Genomic DNA, 26,487 nt, shown 5'->3' with positions numbered 1-26,487 from the left:
CCTTGCCAAATGGCAAATTATGGTATAATAATTGAAGAGAAAACGAAAATCAATGGAGGAAACATGAAAATTCTAGTAATAAATTGTGGTAGTTCATCACTAAAATATCAATTATTTGACATGGACAATGAAGAAGTTATGGTAAAAGGTCTTGTAGAAAGAATTGGAATTGACGGATCAAGACTTATCCAAGAAAAAGGTGATGACAAATATACAATCGAAGAAGATATGAAAGATCACACTGAAGCAGTAGGTCACGTGTTTGATGCTTTAGTAGATAGTGAAAACGGTGTTATCAAAGATCTTTCTGAAATAGATGCAGTTGGACATAGATTTGTTCACGGTGGAGAAAAAATTACAAAATCTACTCTAATAGATGCTAACGTTAGAGAAGCAATTGAAGAATACACTAAATTTGCACCACTTCACAACCCAGCAAACCTAATGGGACTTCAAGCTTGTGAAAAATTACTTGAAGGCGTTCCAAATGTAGCAGTATTTGATACAGCTTTCCACCAAACTATGCCAGAAAGAACTTTCCTATATGGTATAGACTATAAATATTACGAAGAAGATGGAATTAGAAAATATGGTTTCCACGGAACAAGCCACAAATTCATTACAAACAAAACTGCGGAACTTTTAGGTAAAGATATAAGTGAACTTAATATTATTTCTTGCCACCTTGGTAATGGTTCTTCTATTACAGCTGTCAAAGATGGTAAATCATATGACACATCAATGGGTCTAACTCCACTTGAAGGTTTAATCATGGGAACAAGGTCAGGAGATATTGATCCAACAGCAGTAACATATATCATGCAAGAAAACAATATTTCACCAAAAGAAATGGAAAATATCCTAAACAAAGAATCTGGAGTTCTTGGAGTATCTGGAGTAAGCTCTGATTTTAGAGATCTAGAAGCAGCTGCTAAAGACGGAAACGAAAGAGCTCAATACGCACTAGATATGTTCATCACAAGAGCTAAAAGATATATAGCAGGATACATGGCTGAAATAGGAAGCGTTGATGCTATCGTATTTACAGGTGGAATTGGTGAAAACTCAATTGATATGAGAAAAGATATCATGGATGGTTTCCAACAATTTGGAATAGAAATTGATGAAGAAAAAAACAACGTTCGTGGAGGAGCTCACGAAGTATCTACAGACGATTCTAAAGTTAAAGTTATGGTAGTAGCTACTAACGAAGAATTGATGATAGCAAGAGATACAAAATCAATTGTAGAAGCTTGACAAAAAGTTTTTAGAATTATATAATATAAAAGATTGCTAAACTGATAAGAGGAGGTGTCAAAGATGGCAGTACCAAAGAGAAGAACATCAAAAACAAGAAAAAATAAAAGAAGAGCCTCAGCTTATACTTTGAATAGATCAAACTATGTTGAGTGTCCAAATTGTCATGAGCCAAAACTTCCACACAGAGTTTGCCCAAACTGTGGTGAATATAAAGGCGAAACAATTCTTGATGTAGAGTAAAGATAGTGTTTAACACTATCTTTTTTTTATAAAAATAAAGAGGAATATATGAAAATATTAATAGATACATATGGAGCAGATCAGGGAGAGAAAGTCCTAGTAGATGGGGCTATAGCTTGCCAAAAAAAGAAGGATTTTACACCTGTTTTTATCGGAGATAAGGAAAAAATAGAAGAATTAATATCTGGTAGGATAGATAAGTATGAAATAATCCATACAACAAATTTTATCTCAAATGACGATGACCCTGCAAGGTCTATAAGAAGAAAAAAAGACGCCTCTATTGTTTTAGCTTATGAAAAAGCTAAGGAAGAAGGCTACGATGGGATTTTATCAGCTGGTTCAACTGGAGCTTTACTTGCGGGAGGCTTATTTATAGCAAAAAGAATCAATGGTATAGATAGGGCATGTCTTGCAACAAGCCTTCCTACAATAGAAGGAACAACACTTCTAATGGATACAGGAGCTAACATGGACTGCAAGGCTCAATATCTGGAAGAATTCGGATTAATGGGTAAAGTATATCTAGAAAATATTCTTGGCATAGATAATCCAAAGATAGCCCTCCTAAATGTTGGAGTTGAAGAGCATAAAGGTAATAAACTAAGCAAAGAATCCTACGCGTTATTAAAAGAATCCAACCTAAACTTTGTTGGAAATATAGAAGCAAGAGACCTTTTAACAGGAAAGGCTAATGTAATTCTTGCAGATGGATTTGATGGAAATATTGCTATCAAAACAGCAGAAGGAATTTTGAAGTTAGTTGCAGGTCAACTGAAAGAAGTGTTTTACAAGTCATTATCAAACAAACTTGCTGCTGGAATTTTAAAAAAGGACATCAAATATATGTTTGGCAAATATTCTGCTGATGAAGTAGGAGGTGCGCCTTTACTTGGAGTAAAATCATATGTCTTTAAGGCGCACGGTAATGCCAATGAAGTTGCAATATGCAATGCTTTATTAGGACTAATGGATTATATAGACAAGAAAGTAATAGATAAAATTGAAGGAGAATTGATTTGATTAGAGAAAGATTAAAAGAATTGGCAGTAGAAAATTTAGATATTGATCCAGACCAAATTGATCTAGATAGCAAAATTTCTGATTTAGATATCGACTCTATTGACCTAGTTGACTTTATAATGATAATAGAAGATGAGTTTTCAATTGAGTTTTCTGATGAAGAACTTGATGAGATTGAAAGTTTTGCTGATATAGTTAGTTTGATTGAGAGCAAAAATTAATGTCTATATCTAAAAATAGATTAAAAAAAATAGAAGAATTTGAGAATAAAATAGGCTACAGCTTCAATGATAAGGAATTGATAGATGTAGCCTTTACTCATTCATCTTATACAAATGAAGCGAGAGGCGAGAGCAAGAGTAACGAAAGATTGGAGTTTCTTGGTGATTCCATCTTAGATATGATAGTAAGTGAGATTTTGTTTAAACACTACAACAACAAACCTGAAGGTTGGTTGACTAAAACTAGATCAAGACTAGTCTGCACTTCATCTTTTGCAAAAGCTTGTGAAAAATTCGATATGTCATCTTATTTAAACTTTGGTAAGGGCGAGAAGGAGCATGGAGGTCATCTAAAAAAACACGTCAAGGCTGATACCTTCGAAGCAGTGTGTGCTGCAATATACCTTGATAGTTCTTATGAAAAATTATTTGATATACTAGTTAAAAATTACAAAGACGAAGCACTTGTAATTATAAATGATGATAGTATTTTCAATGATTATAAGACAAAACTACAAGAATATCACAATGCTAAAGATAAGAAGATATTAAAGTATGAGCTTGTAAAAGAAGAAGGTCCAGAACATGCTAAGACCTTTACTATGGCTGTCAAACTAGGAAATAGAATATTGGCAACAGGTGTAGGTAAAAATAAGAAGCAAGCAGAACAAGATGCAGCAAAGGCTGCTTACAATAAGATTAAAAAATAATTATGGCGAAGAAAGAATATATAATACCAATATTTATACCTTTTTTGGGTTGTCCACATGATTGTGCGTTTTGCAATCAAGTTAAAATTACAAATTATAAGGACAAATTAGATAAGGAAAAAATAATAAGCGAAATAAATAAAAATCTCTCGTATTACCCTGATAAGAAGGCTACAGAGATAGCATTTTTTGGCGGATCTTTCACAGGACTTGACCAAGATACAATGATAGGTTATCTAAAGATTGCCTTAGCCTACAAAGAGAAGGGAATTATTGATAGAATCAGACTTTCTACTAGACCTGATTATATAAATAATTCTATTCTTGATATTTTACAAGATTATAAAGTTGATATTATAGAGCTTGGAATCCAATCACTTGATCAAAATATTTTAGATGCAAATGAAAGAGGTCATAGCATAGATGAATCCTTTTATGCTAGTAAACTCATAAAACAAAGGGGTTTTACCTTAGGCCATCAAATTATGCCTGGATTATATAAAGATACAAGAGAAAAATCTATAGAAACTGCCATAAAATCGGCAAATATTGGTCCTGATATAGTAAGGATATATCCTACTTTAGTAATAAAAGATACAAAACTTGAGATTTTATATAAAAATGGATTGTATCAACCATTAACCTTAGATCAAGCGGTGTCTTTATCTGCAGATCTTTATATGATTTATAGGGCTAAAGATATAAATGTAATCAGAATAGGTCTTCAACCAACAGAAAATATTAATGACAAGGAAGATGTTGTTGCAGGTCCTTTTCATCCTGCTATTAGACAACTTGTAGAATCATACGTCTATAGGATTTATTTAGAAGAAATAATTAGAGAAAATAATATTTCCGGTGACATAAATATCCATACAGATCCAAGGAGTATATCTATTATTGCTGGCAACAAGAAAGCTAACAAAAAATATTTTTATGATAATTTTGGCATAAATTTGTCTTTCACAGAAGATGATTTAGGATATATACAAGCAAGTGATATGAAGATTGATATAGACCTAGATGGTTTTATAAAAAGATACGTTGAGAAAAACTACGGTGGTGATTTGCTATTAGACTAGAAAATATAGAACTAAAGGGATTTAAATCATTTGCGAATAGAACAAAGATAGATTTTGACGATAGAATTACTGCAGTAGTTGGACCAAATGGCTCAGGCAAGAGCAATATATCTGATGCTATTAGATGGGTTTTGGGAGAACAATCTGCAAAATCACTCCGTGGAAACAAAATGGATGATGTAATATTTCAAGGAGGAGAAAACTCCAAATCTTTAAACTTAGCGGAAGTAAATCTTAATTTTTCTAATGAAGATAAGGCCTTGGATCTAGCTTATGATAAGGTTAAAATCTCTAGAAGAATCTATAGAGATGGAGAAAATGAATATAGAATTAATGGCAAAAAGGTAAGGCTTAAAGATGTAAGAGAGCTTTTTCTAGATACAGGCGTAGGTAAAGAAGGATACTCTATTATATCTCAAGGAAGAATTGAACAAATCATATCTTCTTCTCCAAAAGATAGAAGAAGTATATTTGAGGAAGCCAGCGGTATATCCAAACACAAATTCAGACGAGATGAAGCTAACAAAAAACTTGAAAAGGTTAGCGAAGATCTTGAGATAATAAATAGAGATTGGGAATTTAAGAAAAAAGACTTAAACCTTATAAAAACTTATGCAGATAATAGCAGAAAACATAAAGAATTAACCGAATCTTTAGATGAAAAATCTTATTTTTATATAAAAAACAAATCAGAGAGTTTGATTGCGGAAAAGAGTTCTGTAGAAGATGAAATTAATAGGTTAAAATCTGAAATAGAAGGAAAATCTAACAAGCTTGATGAAATAAAAAGTAAATTAAAACCTTATGAGATAAACCTTAATTCTGTAAATGATGAGATATATAAAGCGACAGAATCTATTAGAAGATACGAAAAGTCAATCGAAAAATCTGAAAATTCACTTTTATTAAACGAAAGAGAATTTTCCTATAAACAAAAAGATCTTGATAGACTCCTAGAAAATATAAAAAATAATAATCTAAAGAAAGAAAAACTTCTAAAAGACCTTGAAGATAGCAAAAAGAGACAAAAAAGTTTAGAAGAAAAGTTAGATGAGATCAAAGCTCAAATAACAGATAATAAAGAGCTTTCAAATAAATTAGAACAAGATAAAATAGCCATCTCAGATAATAAGAAAAGAGTAGAATTAGACTTAGTTAAAATATCTGAAGAAATCTATCAATATGAAATCAACCAAAAATCTAAAGCTATTCTTGACAAGAGGAAGGCTAAAGAAGATGAGATTAGGATAGAAAAATTAAATAATCTTTCCAAAGAAATTGAAAAACTAGAGTTTGATAGAGATTCTTTAATTAAGGAAATTAAAACTTTAGAAGAAAAAAACGCTAATTTTAAGGAAGAATTAATTAAAAAGTCAGAAATTCTGAAAGATAAGAAGATAAAATTAGATGAACTAATAAAAGAAAATAACGAAAATAACTTAAAACTAAAGACCAGTATATCAGAATTTAAATTACAAAAAGAAAACTTAGACAAGAACAGAGGTTATTTTTATTCCATACAAGATTTTTTGAACAAAACGAAAGATTCTGGTTTAGATAATTTGTATCTTGATTCTTTGGCAAATCTTATAAGTGTTAAAGAAGGTTATGAGGAAGTAATAGATAACTTGATGGGAAATGCCCTTCAAAATATCGTCACTAAATCAAAAAGTGACACGAGAGAGCTAATCAATTTTGTAAATCAAAATAGACTAGGAAGGATTACTTTCTTGCCTATTGATTCTATTAAATCTTTTAGGAAGGATAAACCTAACTATCCTGAAGTTCTAGCTATGGCTTATGATTTGGTTGGATATAAGGCAAATTTGAATCATATAATAGATCATTTTCTAGGATCTACTGTAGTTGTAAAAGATATTGATGATGCTATAAGCTTATCTAATAAAATCAAAGGCTACAGGATAATTACCATGAACCTTGATATAATTAACAATTGGGGGTCAATGGTTGCTGGGAATGACAAGAATAGAAAGAAAAATACTAATCTCTTAAATAGAAATAAAAGACTCGATGATTTAAAAGAAAAAATCCTAAAACTTAGAAATAATAAGGATAAATTAAACCTCGCCTATAATGAATTAATCCAAAGTATAGACGATTTAGAAGAGAAATTAACTTTAGATAAAAAAAACTTCACAAATCACGTAGAAGATTATAGGGCAAGTCTTAGTAAGCTTGCGACAATTAAAATCAAGCTTGAAAATCTATATCAGAGAAAAGAAGAATTAAATGAAAAAAATGATACAGATGATAAAGATGAAAAAATTGTAGATATTTCTGATCTAAAGAGAAAAAGAGATATTGCAAACGATAAGATAAGTGAAATAGGTAAAGAGCTAGATGAGATTGATCAACTTATCAAAGAAAAGTCTACAGAGAATCTGAGACTAGAAAGTCAATTTGAGATAAGTAAAAGAGATAATGTCCTAACTATAAATAAACTATCCGACCTGGAAAATGCTATAAATGATTTGGAATCTTCTTCTAGGCTTGAAAGTAAGCTTAAAATTGAAACTGAAAACTCTCTTAAAGACTTAAAAAATGACGATGAAAAGCTTAGAAAAACTATAGATTTTTCTAAGAAAAACATGTCTAAAGAAAAAGAAAAGCTAAGCAAAAAAGAGATTTCCAGAAATAAAATGCTTGACGATAATACTACTATGGTTAAGGATAACACTAAGCTTAAAGAAGAGTTAAAGAACCTTGAAATGAAAAAAGTAGAGGCTGACTATAAGCTAAAATCTCTTAAGGAAAAATATGATTCTTTGATAGATGAAGTTAAAGCATATATTAGCATGCCAATAGAAGAGCTTTCTAAGAAGTATAAGGATAGAAACATTGTAAAGGTTAGCAAATCTAAACTGATTGAAATCCAGAGAAAATTAAATTCTGTAGGATATTTTGAAAGTGATTCTATCAATAAATATGAAGAGAGCAAAAAAGAATTCGACTTTATTGATAGACAGCTTCAAGATTTGGTTAATTCCAAAGATGATATAGAAAAGATGATTGCTAAGCTTGAAAAAGATATGAAAGTAGAGTTTTTGAAAAACTTCAAACTCATAAATGATAAGTTTACAAGAATATTCAAAACTCTATTTATTGGAGGAGATGCCAAGCTAGTTCTCGATAGTGACGATAGTTTGAATGCGGGAATAGAAATACAAGCTAGACCTCCAGGAAAATCTCAAAAGACTATTTCTCTTTTGTCTGGTGGAGAGAAGGCGCTTACAGCAGTTTCGCTATTATTTGCAATATTTGAAACAAATCCAGCACCTTTTGCAATACTAGATGAGATTGATGCTGCCTTAGATGAAACTAATATTAAAAGATATATAGAATATCTAAAAAGTTTGTCTGATAAGACTCAATTTATTATGATAACTCACAGGCAAACAACCATGCAACTTGCCGAGAGAATCCACGGTGTAACTATCAGTGATGAAGGAATAAGCAAGATATACTCGATAGACTTTGGGCAAAATTGAAAATGACCTTTAGAAAAGTACAATAACCTAGATAAGGAGGAAGTATGGCAATTAGAAATATAAGAAAAGAAGGGGACCCTTTATTAAGAAAAAAATCTAAAGTGGTTCCAGAAGTAACAGATAGAATAAAAGTTTTACTAGACGATATGGCTGAAACAATGTACGAAGCCGACGGCGTTGGTCTTGCTGCTCCTCAAGTTGGAATATTAAAAAGAGTAATAGTGGTTGACCCACATGATGAAACAACAGGATTGGTAAAGCTAGTTAATCCTGAAATAATAGAAGCTGATGGTGAGCAGGTAGGAGTAGAAGGTTGTCTTTCTATACCTAATTTTAATGCTACAGTAAAAAGACCTGAGCATGTAAAAGTAAAATATATTGATGAAGACGGCAATGAAAAAATCTGGGATGCCCATGGATTCCCAGCTGTAATCTTATCTCATGAGATTGACCATTTAGATGGAATTCTGTTTAGAGATAAGTCTATTGAAGAGGTTAAATACGATAATTAATGATTAATATATGTTTTATGGGAAATCCAAAGTTTGCAGTGCGAACTTTGGATATTCTTTATAAGGATAAAGATATAGATGTTAAACTTGTAGTAAGTTCTGAAGATAAGAAAAGATCTAGGGGCAAGGTTAGCCCAACAGAGATTAAAAAATATGCCCAAGATAATAACATCGACGTTGTAACACCTAAGACAGTCAATACCGAGGAGTTTGTAAATAAACTTAAAGAACTAGATATTGACTATATTGTAGTAGTTGCATTTGGACAAATGATAGGAAAAGTTCTACTAGAAGCATATCCTGATAGGATTATAAATCTTCACCCATCCAAACTACCAGAATATAGGGGAGCTAGCCCTATGCAATTTTCTATATTAAATGGAGATAAAATAACTTCTGCAACAACTATGCTTATAGAAAAGGGAATGGATTCTGGTGATATTCTTATGCAAAAGGATGTAGAGATTAAAGATTCTGATGATTATACCAGCATGGAAGAAAAACTTGGAGAAATTGGAGCCGTTGTTATTAGAGATACTCTACTAAACTTTGATAGTTTATATGAAAATAGAATAAAACAAGATGATGAAAAAGCTACATTTTGTACAAAAATAACAAAAGAGATGGGAAAGATCAACTGGTCAGAGTCTTCTTTTGATATAATAAATAAAATCCGTGCTTTCGTAGAATATCCAGTAGCTTATTTTTCTTATGAAGGAAAAAATGTAAAAGTATATAAGGCAGAAGTTCTTGATTCATATAAGAAAAATCCTGGTTTTGTCTACAAGGCAAATCCTAAGGAAGGAATCGTTATAGGAACTGGAGATGGAGCTATAAAACTTGTTAAAATTCAATTTCCAGGAAAAAAAGCCATGGACGTTAAATCTTTCCTAATGGGAAATGATTTTAAAGAAGCGATAAATCTAGACTAATGACAGATTTGGAATTAATATTTAATAGCTTAACAAATATAATTTATATAGGTAAGAAAAGTAACGATGAGATAAATTACTTGTCGGATAAGGCAAGTAATCTCTCTTACATAACAAAGGTAATATATGGGGTTTTAGAAAACAAAATATATTTAGATTATATGATTGATAAGCTTTCTAAAATAAAACTTAAAAAAATTCACAAGAATGTCCTACTTATTTTAGAGATTGGAATTTATAATATTCACTTTCTAGAAACAAAGGACTATGCGACGGTAGACAAGCTAGTTGATCTTACAAAGAAGAAAAACAAAAGATCGGCAGGCTTTGTAAATGCTATTCTTAGAAACTTTATTAGAAATGAAAAAGAAATATCTAAGATAAAAATTAGTGATGATTTGAAGTCCTTATCTGTTAGATATTCCATGCCTTATGACATAACTAAATATATTTTTGATAATTATGGGATGGACTATACAAAAGAATTTCTAAGATATGCTAATGAGGAAAGTAAACTATCAATAAGGGTAAACACCACAAAAATAGATGCAGATAGCTTAAAAAAGGATCTTGAATCTATTGGTTATACTGTAAAAGATTCAAAAATAAGCAAGAATGCTCTGATAGTAGATAATCCTAATGGTTTAGTCAGCACAAATCTATTTGAAAATGGTCTATTTACTATTCAGCAAGAAGCAAGTATGAAAACAGTTGAAGTTTTAAATCCGCAACATAATTCTAATATGCTCGATATTTGTGCAGCACCAGGCACCAAGACAACCTATATTGCTGAATATACAGAAAATACAGGTAAAATATTAGCGAATGATATTTCTTTTAATAAGTTGGATTTGATTTCAGAAAATATCAATAGACTTGATTTAAGAAATATTGAATTAACCAATTTCGATGCTAGAGTTTATAAGGATGAATACAAGGAGAAGTTTGACTATATTTTAGTCGATGCACCATGTTCTGGACTAGGTGTTATGGCGAGAAAGCCAGAGATAAGATACAATCGAAGCTTAGAAGATATAAGAAAACTTGCCGAACTTCAAAGAGAAATCGTCACGAATTCTGTAAAATATTTGAAAGTAGGCGGAGTTTTGGTTTATTCAACATGTACTATAGGAAATATAGAAAATAAAGAAAACTTTGACTATATTAAAAAAATGGAAAACATGGAAGTTGTTCCAATAGATGGTAAGGATTACATCGAATTTGTAAGCTTTAAAGAAAATACTGATGGATTTTTTATAAGTAAGTTTAAGAAGATATGATATGAAAGAAACTATTAACGATAAGTCAATAAAAGAATTAGAAGAAATATTTGAAGAGAATGGATACAAGAAATTTAGAGCAAAACAGGTTTATAGGCAAATTCATGTAAATAAGATAAATGATTTTTCCAAAATGACAGATTTATCTAAAGATATGAGAGAAGCTTTAGATGAAAAATATAAGTTTTCAAGCCTGGAACTAAGAAGAGAGTTTGTATCAAAAATTGATTCAACTAAAAAATATCTATTTGAGCTAGAAGATGGAAATATTATAGAATCTGTATATATGGAATATGAAAATAGAAAGACAATTTGTATTTCATCTCAAGTTGGTTGTAGAATGGGATGTAAATTCTGCGCTTCAACTAAAAACGGTTTAGTTAGAAATATGACAGCATCAGAACTTATCGAGGAAGTATATGAGCTTGAAAGAATCAATGGCGATATAAATAACATAGTTATAATGGGTATAGGAGAACCTTTAGATAATTACCATAATATCAAAAACTTTATTGAAATTATCACTGATGAAAAAGGTAGAAACTTATCTCATAGGTCTATAACCTTATCTACATCTGGTCTTGCTACTATGATAGTAAAGCTTGCGGATAGTGGGCTAGATATAAATTTAGCCTTGAGCTTGCATTATGCTGATGATAAGAAAAGAAGACAATTTATGCCAGTATCTAATAAATATTCTATAAAAGAATTGATGGAGGCTACTGACTACTATTTAGATAATACTAAAAGAAGAGTTAGTTTTGAGTATGTAGTTATAGATGGTGTAAATAATCTCGATGAAGATGTAGATAACCTTGTAAGACTATTGAAGGGTAAAAATGTTCATATAAACTTAATTCCATTAAATCCAATAGAGGAGTTTTCTTATAGTAAACCTAAAAATACTGCTCTAAAAGAATTTAGAGATAAACTAGTTTCTAAGAAATTAAATGCCACAATAAGAAGGTCTATGGGATCAGATATAGATGCATCTTGTGGTCAACTTAGAAATAACTATGCGAGGTGAGCATGAAATTTAGTACGATATCAAATATCGGTAAACGACGAGAAGAAAATGAAGATGCCTATGGGAATATAAGCGTTGGAGATATTGACTTTTTTATAGTTGCCGATGGAATGGGTGGTCATAGCAAGGGAGAAGTTGCAAGCAAGCTTGCTAGCTTAACCTACATAGATTTTATAAAAAATGCAGATTTGTCTACCTACAAATCTATAGAAGATTTACAAGAAGAAGCCATATCTAAAGCCAATGACAAAATTTATGAATTGGCAGACGATAGTGAAGGTCGCAGTATGGGCACAACTGTTGTTTGCCTTTCGATAGATAATAAAAATAAAAAATATATAATATCTCACGTAGGCGATTCTAGAGTATACCTATTTAGAGATGGAGATTTTATATTTAAAACTAGAGACCATTCACTAGTAAATGATTTGGTAGATTCCGGATCATTAACTGAAGATGAAGCGAAAAATTTCATCAACAAATCTGCCATAACTAGGGCTGTCGGAACTGAAGATGAGCTTGAAGTAGATACAGAAGTTATAGATATGGTAAAAGGCGATGTATTGCTGTTATTTACTGATGGTTTATCTAATGAAGTAGCAGATGAAGAAATTAGAACTGTTGTAAATGATTTTGACGATGCCTACGAGATTTCGTCAAAATTAGTTGAACTTGCACTAAATGAAGGTGGTCATGACAATATAACCTTGACTACCGTTTTGATATAAGAGGTAATATGGATAAGATAATTTTGGACAATAGGTACGAGATTATACAGCAAATCGGAGTTGGAGGAATGGCCAAGGTTTATAAGGCCAAGGACAGATTGTTAGATAGATTTGTAGCTATCAAAGTCTTGAAAGAGCAATACGCCGAGGACGATGAGTTTCTAAAGAAATTTAATAACGAGGCTCAATCAGCTGCGAAACTCAACCACATAAATATTGTTAATGTCTATGATATAGGTCAAGACCTTTTCGAAGGAAAAAAGATCTATTACATAGTTATGGAATATGTTGAAGGAGAGACTTTAAAAGATTTAATTGATAGCGAGGGACAATTATCAAATCATGATATAATTGATTACTCAGTTCAAATCGCTCAGGCTTTAAAGTCAGCTCATAATTCTGGAATAATTCATAGGGATATAAAACCACAAAATATATTGATAGATAAATACGGACTTGCCAAGGTAACTGATTTTGGTATAGCGAGAGTTTCATCTAATGCAACTATTACCTATACTTCATCTATCTTGGGCACAGTTCATTATATTTCTCCAGAACAAGCTAAGGGAAAAATTGTAGATGAGAAAAGTGATCTATACTCTCTAGGTGCTGTTATGTATGAGATGGCAACAGGAAAAGTTCCTTTTGATGCTGATAACTCAGTGGGAATTGCAGTAATGCACATCCAAGATAAAGCGAAGCCTGCTAAGGAATTAAATCCAAATCTGTCAGATCACTTAAACTATATAATAATGAAGCTACTCGAAAAAGAGCCAGCCAATAGATTTTTAAATGCGAGCGAATTAATTGATAGCTTGGAAAATCCTCAGGTAAATAATTATGATAAATCAATGGAAGAAACAGCCAAAATCCCAATAGTAGTTCCAAACAAAGAACAAAAGAAAAAGAAAGCTGAGAAAAAAACTAAAAAGAAGGAAGAAGAAGCTGTTTATGTTTCTCCTACTGATGAGGAAACGCCAAGTACCAAAAAAGATAAGCCTATTAAACTCTGGCCTATTGCCTTGCTTGCTTTAATATTAGTAGGTGCGGTTTACTATTTCCTATCAAGACCAACTGATAGTCAAATTGAAATGCCAACAGTAATAAACTTAACCCAAGAAAAAGCAGTAAAAGAATTAGAAAAAAGAGGACTGAAAGCAAATATACTAAGAACTGAGGAAAGCGACGAGTACGACAAGGGCAAGGTTATGAAACAAGATCCTGAAGCAAATACTAAGGTTGACAAAGGAACTATAGTAAATCTTGTAATAAGCGCAGGTAGAGAAGTAGCGGTTCCTGACTTGTCAGGATTAACAGTTGCTGAAGCAGAAGAAGCCCTAAAGGATGTTGGATTATCAATAGGTCGAACCAGTACAGAGTATGATGATATAGTAGCTAAAGATTTAATCCTTAAACAAGATCCAAAACCAGATACAAATATCCAAGCTGGGAGCAAAGTAGATGTTGTTGTAAGTGCAGGAGCTGAAGAAAAAATAGTCAATGTAGAAGTTCCAAACCTACTAGGAATTGATGAAAATCAAGCTATTAATTTAATTAGCCAGTATGGACTAACTTTAAGAAATATAGACTACAAAGAAAGCGAAGATGTAGAAAAAGGGCTTGTAATGAGTCAATCTATAACAAGCGGCACTCAAGTAGCAGAGGGTTCAAATATTGACATTGTAATAAGTACTGGAAAAAAAGAAAATCCACCTAAGGAAAATCAAGGCGAAGAAAAACCTAAGAATGTGGACTTGAAACTAAATATATACACTGGAAATGATAATTTTAATGTTAAAATATTTAAGCTTGATGAAAATGGTAAAAGAAGTGACATCCTATATAACCAGAATCATAGCAGGGAAGATTTAGACGAACAAGCTGTCCTAAACCTCAATTTTCAATCTATTGAAAATACCCAGTTCGAAGTTTTAGTCGACGAAGAATCATACGGAGTGTATACAGTAAATTGAAACAAGGGAAAATAATTAAATCTCAAAAAGACTTATATTATGTAAATTCTGATAGTGAAACTCTAATGTGCAAGGCTAGGGGAAATTTTAGGAAAAAAGGGATAAAGCCTTTGGTTGGTGATAATGTCTTAATAGAAGATTTGTCAGATGGCGAAGGCTATATCACTCAAATATGTGAAAGATCAAATGAAATAAAAAGACCAAACATATCAAATGTAGATCAAATACTCTTATTTGCAACGATTAAAAATCCCCCACTAAATCTTTATAATCTAGATAAATATTTAGCCATGTGTGAATATATTGGAATCGATGTTTGCATGATTCTATCAAAAATTGACCTAGCAGATCAAAAAGAGATTAATGATTTCATAAAAATCTATGAACCTATAGGATATAAGATAATTTGCCTAGATAATTACGATGATTTCCCTGAAGATGAAATAATGAATGTATTAAGTGGAAAAACATCTGCAGTGTCGGGTGCAAGTGGAGTTGGAAAATCAACTTTTTTAAATAATCTTGTAGATATAAATGTAGAAATAGGTTCCATATCTGATAAGAGCAAAAGAGGTAGAAATACAACAAGACATACGGAAATCTTTAAGATAAATGAGAACACTTTTTTATTTGATACACCTGGTTTCGACTCTTTTGATATTGATTTTATAGAAAACGAAGTAGAACTAAAAGATACGTTTTTAGAATTTAGAGATAAAACTTGCAAGTTTAAGGATTGCAATCATATAAACGAGCCTAAATGTGGAGTTAAAGAAGATCTTAAAAATGGAGAAATATCAGAATCCAGATATAAAAACTATTTGGTGTTGTATGAAGAAATTAAAAAAAGGAGAGAGAACAAATGGTAGAACTTTCACCGTCTATTCTTTCTTGTGATTTTTCAAAATTACAAGAAAACCTAGATCAAACAAAAAATACACCTCTAAAGATGATTCATATAGATGTAATGGATGGTGTATTTGTACCAAATATATCATTTGGATTTAAGGTTATAAAAGACATAAGGGATAAGAATGATTACTTTTTTGATACCCATTTGATGATAGTAGATCCTATAAGATATGTAGAAAGATTCAAAGAAGCTGGATCTGATAGGATAACTATCCACTATGAATCATGTGAGAATCCTTTAGATGTTATAAAAAAGATTAAATCCTTAGGAATAGAGGCTGGTATAACTTTAAGACCTAAAACCGAACTTTCAAAAATACTTCCATTATTAAAAGAAGTAGATGCGGTTCTTGTAATGAGTGTTGAGCCTGGATTTGGTGGTCAAAGTTTTATAGAGTCTTCTCTTGATAGAGTTAGAGATCTAAGAGATTACACGGATAAAAATAATCTAGCTTGCAAGATTGAAATTGACGGCGGCATAAAAACAACCAATGTAGAAAAAGTTATAAAAGCTGGCTGTGATGAAATAGTCTCTGGTTCAGATATCTTCGGCAAAGAAGATATAAAAGGTCAAATAGAAAAATATTATGAAATTTTCGAGAAAAATCCACTTTAATAAGTGGATTTTATTTTTTTGGGTATATATACAGATAAGTAGTTAATTTGTTCTTTAAATAAAAGGAGATTTATATGACTAAGAAAAAATCCGATGATAAGCATGACTTTATTAAAGCTCCATTAGAGCCAGAAGGATCTAAGAAATCTAAGAAGGTTAAAGATAATGCCAAGCAAAAGGACTTAGAAAGAAATAAAGTTGATAACAGTGGTAAGGCTTTCACTACAAATAAGGGTCTAAAGATGGCAGAGGAAGAATTTTCTCTAAAAGCTGGTAAGAGAGGACCTTCTTTATTAGAAGATTTTCATTTAAGAGAAAAAATAATGCACTTTGACCACGAAAGAATTCCTGAAAGAATTGTTCATGCTCGTGGTGTAGGTGCCCATGGTGTATTTAAATGTACAAAAGATATGAGCGAATATACAAAGGCAACACTTTTTACAGAAGTAGGTAAGGAAACCCCACTTTTTACTAGAATTTCTACAGTAGCAGGATCTAGAGGATCAACTGATACTCCTCGTGATGCTCGTGGATTTGCTTTGAAATTCTACACAGATGAAGGAAACTACGATATTGCCGGTAACAATATTCCAGTATTTTTCATCCAAGATGCAATCAAATTCCCTGATTTTGTTCACGCTGTTAAACCAGAACCACATAACGAAATTCCACAAGCTCAATCAGCTCACGATACTTTCTGGGATTTCATTACCCGTAATCAAGAATCAGCACATATGGCTATGTGGGCAATGAGTGATAGAGCTATTCCTCTTAGTCTAAGAATGATTGATGGTTTTGCTATTCATACATTTAGATTTGTCAATAAAGATGGCAAGGGAACTTTTGTGAGGTTCCAATGGAACCCACAACTAGGAGTTCACTCAAGAGTATGGGATGAAACACTTAAAGTATCTGGAAATGATCCTGATAGTCAAAGACGTGATCTTTACGATGCTATTGATGAAGGAAATTACCCAGTTTGGGACTTTTGCGTACAAATGATTCCAGAAGAAAAAGAGTTCGATTTTACCTATGATATACTAGATCCAACAAAAGTTTGGCCAGAAGAAGATGTTGAGAAAATTAAAATTGGTGAAATAACTCTAAATAGAAATGTAGATAATTATTTTGCAGAAACGGAACAAGTTGCCTTTAACCCAGGAAATATCGTTCCTGGAATTGACTTTACAAATGACCCACTTCTTCAAGGTAGGTTATTCTCATATACAGATACACAACTACTAAGATTAGGTGGCCCAAACTTTGCACAGATTCCTATAAATAGACCTATAGTTGGTGTTCATAACAATCAAAGAGACGGCTGGCATCAACACATGATTAACAAAGGTCCTGTAGCATATCAAAAATCTTCTATAGGAGATGAATCTCCATATTATGAAAGCGTAGAAAATGGTGGATTTGAACATTACCAAGAAAAAATTGATGGCAAAGTTATAAAAGCTAGAGATGATAGTTTCAGAGATCACTTTAGCCAAGCCACAGCTTTCTACAATTCCTTATCTGATGTAGAAAAAGAACATATAATAAACGCCTTCTCCTTTGAGCTTACTAAGGTTCAAAGAAAGGAGATTAGACAAAATGTCGTAGATATGTTTGCAAATGTTGATGAAGACATGGCAAAAGCGATAGCAGACAATGTAGGAGCAGACTCTCCAGATAAGGAAAGAGGATTTGATCCAGCGGGAGTAAAACCTACAAAAGAAGCTCTTAAAGTAAGGATGCCAGAATTCTCTCAAGAAAATACAATATTTAAAACTGATACATTAAAGGTTGGTATATATTCTGACGATGAAGATGATTTTGATTTTAAATCATTGACAGAAAAAATAGAAAAAAGCAAGGCAAAAGCTGAGATAATTCAAAAAACACTTAAAGAAACTAAGGATGGAGTAAGGGTAGATCATAGATATGATACAGTTCATCCAGTTCTTGAGGATAGCTTGATTATAGTAGTTCCAGAAAAACCTTCTGATGAATTTATGAAAAATGTCAAAGAATTTGCAGAAGAAACATATAAACATTACAAACCACTATGGATAATAGGAGATGCGAAAGACCTCTTAGATAAAGACAAACAAGATGATCCTGGAGTAATGGTAACAAAAGATATGTCTGATATAGACAAATTTATTGAAAATGTGGCTAAGCAAAGATTCTGGGACAGAAACGGTTCAATTTAGGCAAATAAAAAAGGGATGGGGTTTTACCTCATCCTTTTAAGTTTCTAATATTTTATTGGAAATAAAAAAAACATTTTGCAATTATGCTTTTTCTACTTTACCGCTTTTTAGACATTTAGTACATACGTTGATTGTTTTAGGTGTTCCATCTACTAAAGCTTTTACTTTATGCACATTTGCTTTAAATGTTCTATTAATTTGTCTGTGAGAGAAAGTTACAGCTTTACCTGATTTTGTTCCCTTACCGCAGATATCACATGCTCTTGCCATTATTACACCTCCTAGCTTTTATTCATCTTTATTATTCTACCAAAGTTTATGATAAAATACAAATTTTTCTTAAATATTTATTTATCCTAAGTAATTTTCCAATATGTATTAATGATAGTTATTAGAGGTCAATTAGAGTATAGTTCTATAAGAATAAAAGAGATTTAAATGAATCTTAGGAGGTAATATGGACTACAAATCTATATACGAAGGAAAAAATGTTGGAGAAGTTTTTTATAACCATCCACTTAAAGACTATACAACTTTTGGCATAGGCGGAGACGCTGACGCATTATTAAAACCAACTTGTGAACAAGAACTTAAAAATATATTAAAAATAAACCATGAAAATGGAATAAAAACAACAGTTATAGGTAGAGGATCAAATCTTTTGATTAGTGATAAGGGTATTAGGGGAGCTGTTATTGTCTTGGCAGATAACTATGACAAGATAGAAGTTGATGGTGATATAATCACTGCCCTTGCAGGAACAAGTTTAAATGAAACTGCCCTTTTTGCAATTGAAGAAAATCTTACTGGCATGGAAGAAATATCTGGTATACCAGGTTCTATTGGTGGAGCGGTTGCTATGAACGCAGGTGCCTACGGTGGAGAAATCAAAGATATTTGCCTATTGGTAAAAGCTTTTGACTTCGAAGGAAACGAGTATGAATTTACTAATACAGAAATGAACTTTTCCTATAGACATTCCAAAATATTTGAACAAGATCTGATAGTATCTTCTGCAAGTTTTAAATTAAAAAAGGGTATTCATGATGAAATAGTCGAAAAATACCAGGATTACACAAGCAGACGAACAAGCAAACAGCCACTAGATAGAAAATCAGCAGGATCTACTTTTAAAAGACCTGTCGGTTCCTATGCATCAAAATTGATTGACGAATGTGGTCTAAGAGGATATAGGAAGGGTCAATGTCAAGTTAGCGAAAAACATTGTGGATTTATTATAAATGTGGATAATGCTACTTGCACAGATATGTTGGCCTTTATAGAAGAAGTTTCTAAAATTGTAAATGAGAAAACAGGTTTCGTATTGGAGAGAGAAGTAAAACTTATTGGAGATATCTAATGAAACTTAAGGTTATCACAGGACTAAGTGGTTCGGGAAAGACAAGTGCCCTTAGAGCATACGAGGATATGGGATACTACGCAATGGACAATGTCCCTGCATATCTTATAGAAAAATTTATTGAACTAAATTCTAACCAAGAAAGCCCAATCGAAAAAATGGCTGTGGTTATTGATGTTAGGTCATTATCTGTGACAGAAGATTTGTACAATTCTCTATTGAGGCTGAAAAAAGCAAATATTGATACAGAAATAATATATATCTATTCTTCCGATGAGGTTATTTATAAAAGGTATAACGAGCTTAGAAGACCTCATCCACTAGGAGAATATGGAGATGTCGGCGAAGGAATAGCAAGAGAAAAGGAACTTCTTAGACCTATTAGAAAGATTTCAGATAGATTTATAGATACAACTACCTATAAGAATGCTGAGCTTAAAAGAGTCATAGAAGAAACAACTACTAAGAAAGAAAAAATAATTATAAATCTTATTTCCTTTGGTTTTAAGTATGGACTTAGTGATAACTTTGAATTTGTTTTCGACATGAGATTTCTACCAAACCCATTTTATATTAATGATTTAAAAAAGCTTAATGGAACTGATGAAAAACTACAAAAATATTTAGACCAATTTGATATATCCAAACAGTTTGTTTACGATTTAGAGAATTTAATTAAAAAATTAATTCCTGAGTTTGTAAACCAAGGCAAGGATATAATTACTCTTGCTATAGGATGTACAGGTGGTCAACATAGGTCAGTATATATGGTAGAAAAACTTTACGATAGACTTAAAGATGACGATTATATAATTGTTAAGAAACATAGAGAGAAGGATAAATGGTAAACAAATACTTAAAAAGATTACCTCTAAATGAAATTAAAAATGCAAGAGATATAGGAGGAGTTCCGACCGAGGATGGAAATTCTACTAATTGGCAAAGATTTATTAGAACAGCAAGTTTAGATAAGGCAGATGATTCTGATTTAGAATATCTAAAGGATCTTGGAGTAACAACTGTTATCGACCTAAGAAGAAAGGGAGAAATCGAGCCAAGAGAAACAGAAGTTTCAAAGATAAGGGATAATTTTACATATTATAATGTATCCTTGGCTGGAGATAGAGAATTTAGTAGAGAAGATATCAACAAAGTATTAAGTAAAGAAATTACAGTTGGGCAAACTTATAGCAATCTAATTGATAACTACAAGGCTATTAGAGAGATTATGGAAATATTTGCTGAAAGTGATGGCATAAGTCTTTTCCATTGCCAGGAGGGAAAAGATAGGACCGGAATTATTTCTATGATTTTGATGGGGCTTGCTGGAGTAAACAAGGAAGATATAATCGCTGATTATGAGGTAAGCTCAGCTCATTTAGGCTATATTGACTATGATAGGGACGATGAATTTACGATATTTAGGATAACAAGTCCCTACTATATGAAAGAAGCCTATGAGTATGTAATTGAAAAATACGGTTCTTTTGAATCTTATCTCTTGAAAGCAGGAATCAGTGAGGAAACTATAAAAAAAGTCAGAGAGAAAATAGCTGGCTAGAAAGGTAAAATATGTCTTTTTCCCAGAGGTGTAAGAAAGAAGTTCTAAAGAAAGATCCAATATCTGTAACAGGAGAGATAATTTCTTTGATGCATTTTATTGGTTCTATTAGGATAAATATGGGTGGTTACAACATCAAGTTTGAAACAGAATCCAATTCTTATGCCAGATATATTTACAACTTAATAAAAGACTTATATGATTATTCTCCAACTTTCGAAATATATGATAAATCAGAAAGAGACAGGGTTTTTATTGTTCTTGTAGAGGATAACAAGATTTCGGAAGAATTGGTAGATACGAAAAATAATGGATTTATAGATAATTTTTCTGATATAGAAGAAGTTTCTCTGGATGATATAAAATCATTTTTAAAAATAGCTTTTATATACAAAGGCTCGATAAATGACCCACAGAGAGGCTACAACCTAGAAATAATAGCTAGGGAAAAACATGAACTTAAGCTAATCAAGGATTCTATGAATACTTTTGACCTCAATGCCAAAGTTAATGATAGAGGAGATTATTATATAGTATATATAAAGGATTCTGATAAAATTTCAGATTTTCTTGCTATAATCGGGGCCAATAGGTCTCTTTTTGAGCTTGAAAATGTTAGAGCTATGAAATCTATTAGAAACAATATAAATAGACAAACTAACTTTGATAAGGCAAATATCGATAGAACTGTAAAAGCTTCATTAAAACAAGTTGATGCTATAAAGGAAGTCATTAATAGCGACAAGTACGATTCTTTATCTAATGATATGAAAGAAATAGCAAGTATTCGTTTAGAAAATCCATACATTTCTATAGAAGAAATCGGAGAAATGATGGATCCTGTAATGAGCAAGGCCAAGGTTAATTACAGGCTTCAGAAATTTATTAAGATCGCAGAAGATTTATAAGGAGATTATATGAAAGAGAAATTTACTCACTTACACGTTCATACTGAATACTCCCTCCTTGATGGATTTTCAAGAATCAATGTATTATTAGATAAGTGCAAGGAACTCGGCATGAATTCTATAGCCATTACAGATCACGGCGAGATGTATGGTGCAATAGAATTTTATAAGCAAGCGGTAGCTAGAGGAATAAAGCCAATTATAGGTTGTGAGGTTTATGTAAGTGAAAATGATCATACTATAAAAGAACCTAACAACAGAAGGTACTATCACTTGATACTACTAGCAAAAAATAACGATGGCTATAAGAATCTTATTAAAATTGTATCAGAAGCTTATGTTAACGGATTTTATTATAAACCAAGAGTTTCTTTTGATTATATTAAAAAACACGCAAATAATTTAGTTGCTCTGTCAGCTTGCCTCAATGGAGAAGTTAGCCAAAGACTTATAGAAGGAGATTATGAGGCTGCCAAAGAAACTGCAATAAAATATGAAAGCACCTTTGGCAAGGGTAATTATTTCCTAGAGCTTCAAAATCACGGAATAAAAGAGCAAAACACAGTTAATAGGGGACTTGATAAGATACATAGAGACCTTGACATACCTTTGGTTGCTACAAATGATCTTCATTATGTAAATAAAGAAGACGCCTATTATCAAGACGTCCTTCAGTGTATCCAAACAGGCAAACTTGTAAAAGATGAAGACAGGATGAAAATGCCTTCAAATGAGTTTTATCTTAAAAGTTATGATGAGATGAATGAGCTCTTTAGTAGCTATGAGGATGCTATAGAAAATACTCAAGTAATTTCTGATATGTGTAATGTTAGCTTTACTTTCCACGAACCCCACCTTCCATATTTTAGCAAAGTAGAAGAAGGACATACTAATCTTCAATACCTTAAAAAGTTAGTCGACCAAGGATTAGTTCAAAAATATGGAGTAATCACGGAAGATATAAGAAAAAGATCTGAGATGGAAATAAATATCATACACAATATGGGATATGTAGATTATTTCCTAATTGTGTGGGACTTCGTAAGATATGCTAGAGACCATGATATAGCAGTAGGACCAGGTAGAGGATCAGCTGCGGGATCAATAGTCTCTTATGCTTTAGATATTACTCAGATTGACCCTATCAAGTATGATCTTCTCTTTGAGAGATTCCTAAATCCTGAGAGAGTTTCTATGCCAGATATAGATATAGACTTTGATTATGTTCTACGTGACAAGGTTGTAGATTATGTAAATGACTTGTATGGCAGAGATCACGTTTCTCAAATTGTAACATTTGGTAGAATGCAAGCGAGAAATGCCATTAGAGATGTTGGTAGGGTTCTTGATATTAGTTATGCAAAGGTTGATAAAATAGCTAAATTGATACCAACAACAATAGGTATGACAATAGATAAGGCCTTTGATGCTTCTCCTAAATTTAAGGAAATGTATGATTCAGATGTAGAATCTAAGAGACTAATTGATACAGCAAGAAAAGTCGAGGGGCTTCCAAGGCACACTTCTATCCATGCAGCGGGTGTGGTAATATCTAAAGATCCACTCACAGATATCATTCCCTTAGCTGTCTCAAATGACCTAGTTGTAACCCAATACGACATGACAGAAATTGAAGAACTAGGTCTACTGAAGATGGACTTTCTAGGTCTAAGAAACTTGACTGTAATAAAAAACACTATAAAGGATGTTAGGAAAAATCGAGGTGTAGAAGTAGATCTTTCAAAAATTGACGTAAATGATAAAAATGTCATAGATCAGTTTAATAAGGCAAAGACTATCGGTATATTTCAGTTTGAATCGCCCGGTATGAGAAACTTCCTTAAAAACTTGAAGCCTACAGTTTTTGATGATCTAATAGCGGCAAACTCGCTTTTTAGACCAGGACCTATGGATGAAATTCCTAATTATATCCACAACAAAAACAACCCTAAAGACGTCAAATTTATAGATCCAGCACTAAAACCTATTTTAGATGTAACATATGGAATTATAGTTTATCAAGAACAGGTGATGCAGATAGTTCAACAGCTTGCAGGCTACTCTTTAGGAGAAGCAGACAACTTAAGGCGCGCCATGTCTAAGAAAAAGATGAGCGTAATGGAAGCAAATAGGGATATATTTATCCATGGGAAAGTAGATGATAATGGAAATGTTGAAATTCCTGGATGTATAAGAAATGGTGTCAACGAAAAGGCAGCTAACCAAATATATGATGAGATGATTTCCTTTGCCAAATATGCTTTCAATAAATCTCACTCAGCAGCTTATTCTCTTGTGGCCGTTCAAACTGCATATCTAAAACACTATTATCCAGAAGAATATATGGCAAATTTGATATCTTCAGTAATGGATTCTTCTTCTAAACTTTATTTATATGTAAATGAAAGTAAGAGCCTTGGAATTGAAGTTTTGCCTCCAGATGTAAACAAATCCCTTGCAGAATTTACAGTAGAAGAAGGGAAAATTATATTCGGACTATCAGGGATTAAGAATGTTGGAGTAAATACTATAAAATCAATCGTAGCTTCTAGAAAAAAAGACGGTTATTTTATAGATTTTGATGATTTCTTGCAAAGAATATATGAGTTTGACTCAAGGAGTTTAAACAAAAAAGCAGTTGAGTCTCTTATAAAAGCAGGCGCTTTTGATAGCCTTGGTCATAATAGAGCGTCATTGATGGCTCATTATGAGAAGGCGATGGATGCAGTCCATGAAAATAGGAAAGTTAATGTCAAAGGTCAAATTGATATGTTTGGCGGCTTTACTGAGAATAAAGAGAAAAAAACTAAGACGAAGTACGATAATATCAAAGAATATAATAAAAAAAACAAGCTAAAACTTGAAAAAGAGGTATTAGGTTTTTACATTTCAGATCATCCTTTGTCTGAGTATAAGGATGTTTTAGATAAAGAAGTTAATTTTTCTACTGACTATAAAGATAACATGAACGATATACAAATCCAAAGATTGGATAGAAAGTTTGTGACTATGGCAGGAGTCATAACTGAAAAGTCGGAAATCATGACTAAAAAGGGCCAACTCATGAGCTTTGCAAGTCTTGAAGATATGTATGGAACTATTGAGATTGTAATATTTCCTGAAACATACAAGAAATACAGGACGCTACTAGATGAGGATAGCACAGTGCTTGTGCGCGGCAATTTACAAACAGATGAAAGGGATGTAAAATTAATTACATCAGAGTTTGTCGATTTTGAAAAGATAAATCTAAAAACTTTATACTTAAAAACCCAGTTCTTAAGGTATAATGATATTAAAGACCTTCTACTACAGCATAAGGGTAATACACCAGTTATAATTTATTTTGAAGATAAAAACAAATCAGTTAAGCTTGATAAGAGATTGTGGTTTGATATTAATGAAAAAAACATTAAAGTATTAGAAGAGTTTTTAGGAAAAGAAAATGTTAAGATCAATTAAGGAGTTGTTATGAAAACTATAGGAATACTAACAAGTGGAGGAGATGCTCCAGGTATGAACTCCGCAATTAGAGCTGCTGTTAGAACAGCTTTGAACTGTGGTATGCGTATCAAAGGTATTAGGAATGGATATGATGGACTGATGCAAGGAGACATTTATGAAATGAATGTTTCATCAGTAGCTGATATTATCCACAAGGGCGGTACTATCTTAGGTACTGCAAGAAGCTTAGAGTTTGAAACACCAGAAGGACAAAAAAGAGGTGCCCAAATACTCAGCGATTATGGTATTGAGGGACTTATAGTAATAGGTGGAGATGGTTCCTTTAAAGGAGCGAAAGCCCTATCTGATTTAGGAATTAAGACAATAGGAATTCCAGGAACAATTGATAACGATATGGGCTATACTGATTTTACGATTGGATTTTTCACAGCTATTGAAACTGTGACAGATGCAATTGGTAAGCTAAGAGATACCTCAAGTTCACATGGTAGAGCTGTAGTTATAGAAGTAATGGGTCGTCATTGTGGAGACCTTGCACTTTATTCTGGCCTTGCAGGAGGGGCTGAATCTATCATAGTTCCAGAACATAATTTCTCAATCCAAGAGATAATTGATAAGATGGAACATGGTAGGAAGAGAGGTAAGCTTCACCATCTAATTACTTTGGCAGAGGGAGTTGGAGATCCATATTCATTAGCAAAAGAGGTTGAAGAAAAAACTGGTATAGAAACAAAAGTTACCATTTTGGGCCATGTCCAAAGAGGTGGTTCACCATCAGCTGTTGATAGACTTCTTGGTTCTTCCATGGGATCTAGAGCCGTTAGACTTCTTCAAGAAGAACAGACAAACCTTGCAATAGGATATGTCGACGGCCAAATAATTGAAGTTAGTATAGACGAAGCAACAAGCAAGAAATCAGAATTTGATGAAAAATTATATGAGCTTGCGAATTCTTTATCAAGATAGG

The 26,487-nt window shown here is 32.2% G+C and carries 23 protein-coding genes; 22 read left to right on the top strand and 1 reads right to left on the bottom strand.

Annotated elements, in window-relative coordinates:
• Nucleotides 1-63 precede the first annotated feature (63 nt).
• From E0D87_RS08420 to E0D87_RS08345, 16 genes are all read left to right on the top strand, one after another.
• Nucleotides 64-1,257 (top strand): acetate/propionate family kinase, encoded by a 1,194-nt coding sequence (locus E0D87_RS08420; protein ID WP_130820081.1) that lies wholly within the window; start codon nucleotides 64-66, stop codon nucleotides 1,255-1,257.
• 63 nt (nucleotides 1,258-1,320) lie between these two features.
• Nucleotides 1,321-1,500, top strand: a complete 180-nt coding sequence (gene rpmF / locus E0D87_RS08415; protein ID WP_004835160.1) for a 50S ribosomal protein L32 — start codon at nucleotides 1,321-1,323, stop codon at nucleotides 1,498-1,500.
• A 48-nt stretch (nucleotides 1,501-1,548) separates the two neighbouring features.
• Nucleotides 1,549-2,523, top strand: coding sequence for a phosphate acyltransferase PlsX (gene plsX / locus E0D87_RS08410; protein ID WP_130820080.1), 975 nt, complete (start codon nucleotides 1,549-1,551; stop codon nucleotides 2,521-2,523).
• Nucleotides 2,520-2,744, top strand: a complete 225-nt coding sequence (locus E0D87_RS08405; protein ID WP_004835101.1) for an acyl carrier protein — start codon at nucleotides 2,520-2,522, stop codon at nucleotides 2,742-2,744. The genes plsX and E0D87_RS08405 overlap by 4 nt, the downstream gene beginning before the upstream one ends.
• A complete protein-coding gene (gene rnc, locus E0D87_RS08400; protein WP_130820079.1) occupies nucleotides 2,744-3,454 on the top strand; it encodes a ribonuclease III in 711 nt (236 codons plus the stop codon). Before E0D87_RS08405 ends, rnc begins: the two co-directional genes overlap by 1 nt.
• A 2-nt stretch (nucleotides 3,455-3,456) precedes the next feature.
• The gene (locus E0D87_RS08395) at nucleotides 3,457-4,536 is read left to right on the top strand and encodes an elongator complex protein 3 (protein ID WP_130820078.1); all 1,080 of its coding nucleotides are present in this window, start codon (nucleotides 3,457-3,459) and stop codon (nucleotides 4,534-4,536) included.
• A 47-nt stretch (nucleotides 4,537-4,583) separates the two neighbouring features.
• Complete coding sequence (gene smc, locus E0D87_RS08390; protein WP_479722807.1) at nucleotides 4,584-8,045, top strand: chromosome segregation protein SMC; 3,462 nt, start codon at nucleotides 4,584-4,586, stop codon at nucleotides 8,043-8,045.
• 44 nt (nucleotides 8,046-8,089) lie between these two features.
• On the top strand, nucleotides 8,090-8,557 hold the full coding sequence (def, locus tag E0D87_RS08385; protein WP_130820076.1) for a peptide deformylase: 468 nt from the start codon (nucleotides 8,090-8,092) through the stop codon (nucleotides 8,555-8,557).
• Nucleotides 8,557-9,489: a methionyl-tRNA formyltransferase gene (gene fmt, locus E0D87_RS08380; protein WP_130820075.1), complete on the top strand. Its 933-nt coding sequence runs from the start codon at nucleotides 8,557-8,559 to the stop codon at nucleotides 9,487-9,489. The genes def and fmt overlap by 1 nt, the downstream gene beginning before the upstream one ends.
• Entirely contained in the window at nucleotides 9,489-10,769 is a 1,281-nt protein-coding gene (rsmB, locus tag E0D87_RS08375; protein WP_130820074.1) for a 16S rRNA (cytosine(967)-C(5))-methyltransferase RsmB, read from the top strand. Before fmt ends, rsmB begins: the two co-directional genes overlap by 1 nt.
• Before the next feature lies 1 nt (nucleotide 10,770).
• Nucleotides 10,771-11,796, top strand: a complete 1,026-nt coding sequence (gene rlmN, locus E0D87_RS08370; RefSeq protein ID WP_130820073.1) for a dual-specificity RNA methyltransferase RlmN — start codon at nucleotides 10,771-10,773, stop codon at nucleotides 11,794-11,796.
• Nucleotides 11,797-11,798: 2 nt separating this feature from the next.
• Nucleotides 11,799-12,524, top strand: coding sequence for a Stp1/IreP family PP2C-type Ser/Thr phosphatase (locus E0D87_RS08365; protein ID WP_130820072.1), 726 nt, complete (start codon nucleotides 11,799-11,801; stop codon nucleotides 12,522-12,524).
• Nucleotides 12,525-12,532: 8 nt separating this feature from the next.
• The gene (gene pknB, locus E0D87_RS08360) at nucleotides 12,533-14,497 is read left to right on the top strand and encodes a Stk1 family PASTA domain-containing Ser/Thr kinase (RefSeq protein WP_130820071.1); all 1,965 of its coding nucleotides are present in this window, start codon (nucleotides 12,533-12,535) and stop codon (nucleotides 14,495-14,497) included.
• Nucleotides 14,494-15,366, top strand: coding sequence for a ribosome small subunit-dependent GTPase A (gene rsgA / locus E0D87_RS08355; protein ID WP_130820070.1), 873 nt, complete (start codon nucleotides 14,494-14,496; stop codon nucleotides 15,364-15,366). Before pknB ends, rsgA begins: the two co-directional genes overlap by 4 nt.
• Nucleotides 15,360-16,025: a ribulose-phosphate 3-epimerase gene (gene rpe, locus E0D87_RS08350; RefSeq protein WP_130820069.1), complete on the top strand. Its 666-nt coding sequence runs from the start codon at nucleotides 15,360-15,362 to the stop codon at nucleotides 16,023-16,025. Before rsgA ends, rpe begins: the two co-directional genes overlap by 7 nt.
• 74 nt (nucleotides 16,026-16,099) lie before the next feature.
• Entirely contained in the window at nucleotides 16,100-18,226 is a 2,127-nt protein-coding gene (locus tag E0D87_RS08345; protein WP_207278287.1) for a catalase, read from the top strand.
• Nucleotides 18,227-18,307: 81 nt separating this feature from the next.
• On the opposite strand, the gene rpmB is transcribed toward E0D87_RS08345, so the two are convergent.
• Nucleotides 18,308-18,496: a 50S ribosomal protein L28 gene (gene rpmB, locus E0D87_RS08340; protein ID WP_004835074.1), complete on the bottom strand. Its 189-nt coding sequence runs from the start codon at nucleotides 18,494-18,496 to the stop codon at nucleotides 18,308-18,310.
• A gap of 187 nt (nucleotides 18,497-18,683) precedes the next feature.
• Here rpmB and murB point away from each other — a divergent pair, with 187 nt between their 5' ends.
• From murB to pfkA, 6 genes are read left to right on the top strand one after another with little or no spacing between them, the layout of a single operon-like run.
• On the top strand, nucleotides 18,684-19,586 hold the full coding sequence (gene murB, locus E0D87_RS08335; RefSeq protein ID WP_130820068.1) for a UDP-N-acetylmuramate dehydrogenase: 903 nt from the start codon (nucleotides 18,684-18,686) through the stop codon (nucleotides 19,584-19,586).
• Entirely contained in the window at nucleotides 19,586-20,434 is an 849-nt protein-coding gene (gene rapZ / locus E0D87_RS08330) for an RNase adapter RapZ (protein WP_004835065.1), read from the top strand. Before murB ends, rapZ begins: the two co-directional genes overlap by 1 nt.
• A complete protein-coding gene (locus E0D87_RS08325; protein WP_004835153.1) occupies nucleotides 20,428-21,147 on the top strand; it encodes a tyrosine-protein phosphatase in 720 nt (239 codons plus the stop codon). Before rapZ ends, E0D87_RS08325 begins: the two co-directional genes overlap by 7 nt.
• A gap of 11 nt (nucleotides 21,148-21,158) precedes the next feature.
• The gene (gene whiA, locus E0D87_RS08320) at nucleotides 21,159-22,055 is read left to right on the top strand and encodes a DNA-binding protein WhiA (RefSeq protein WP_130820067.1); all 897 of its coding nucleotides are present in this window, start codon (nucleotides 21,159-21,161) and stop codon (nucleotides 22,053-22,055) included.
• A 9-nt stretch (nucleotides 22,056-22,064) separates the two neighbouring features.
• Nucleotides 22,065-25,517, top strand: coding sequence for a DNA polymerase III subunit alpha (locus tag E0D87_RS08315; protein WP_130820066.1), 3,453 nt, complete (start codon nucleotides 22,065-22,067; stop codon nucleotides 25,515-25,517).
• 9 nt (nucleotides 25,518-25,526) lie between these two features.
• The gene (gene pfkA / locus E0D87_RS08310; protein ID WP_130820065.1) at nucleotides 25,527-26,486 is read left to right on the top strand and encodes a 6-phosphofructokinase; all 960 of its coding nucleotides are present in this window, start codon (nucleotides 25,527-25,529) and stop codon (nucleotides 26,484-26,486) included.
• Nucleotide 26,487 lies beyond the last annotated feature (1 nt).

The sequence above is a fragment of the Anaerococcus vaginimassiliensis genome, from assembly GCF_900626155.1.
Classification (GTDB): Bacteria; Bacillota; Clostridia; order Tissierellales; family Peptoniphilaceae; genus Anaerococcus; species Anaerococcus vaginimassiliensis.
The sequence above is the reverse complement of the archived record's forward strand: the minus strand, read 5'-3'. Positions and strand labels throughout refer to the sequence as shown.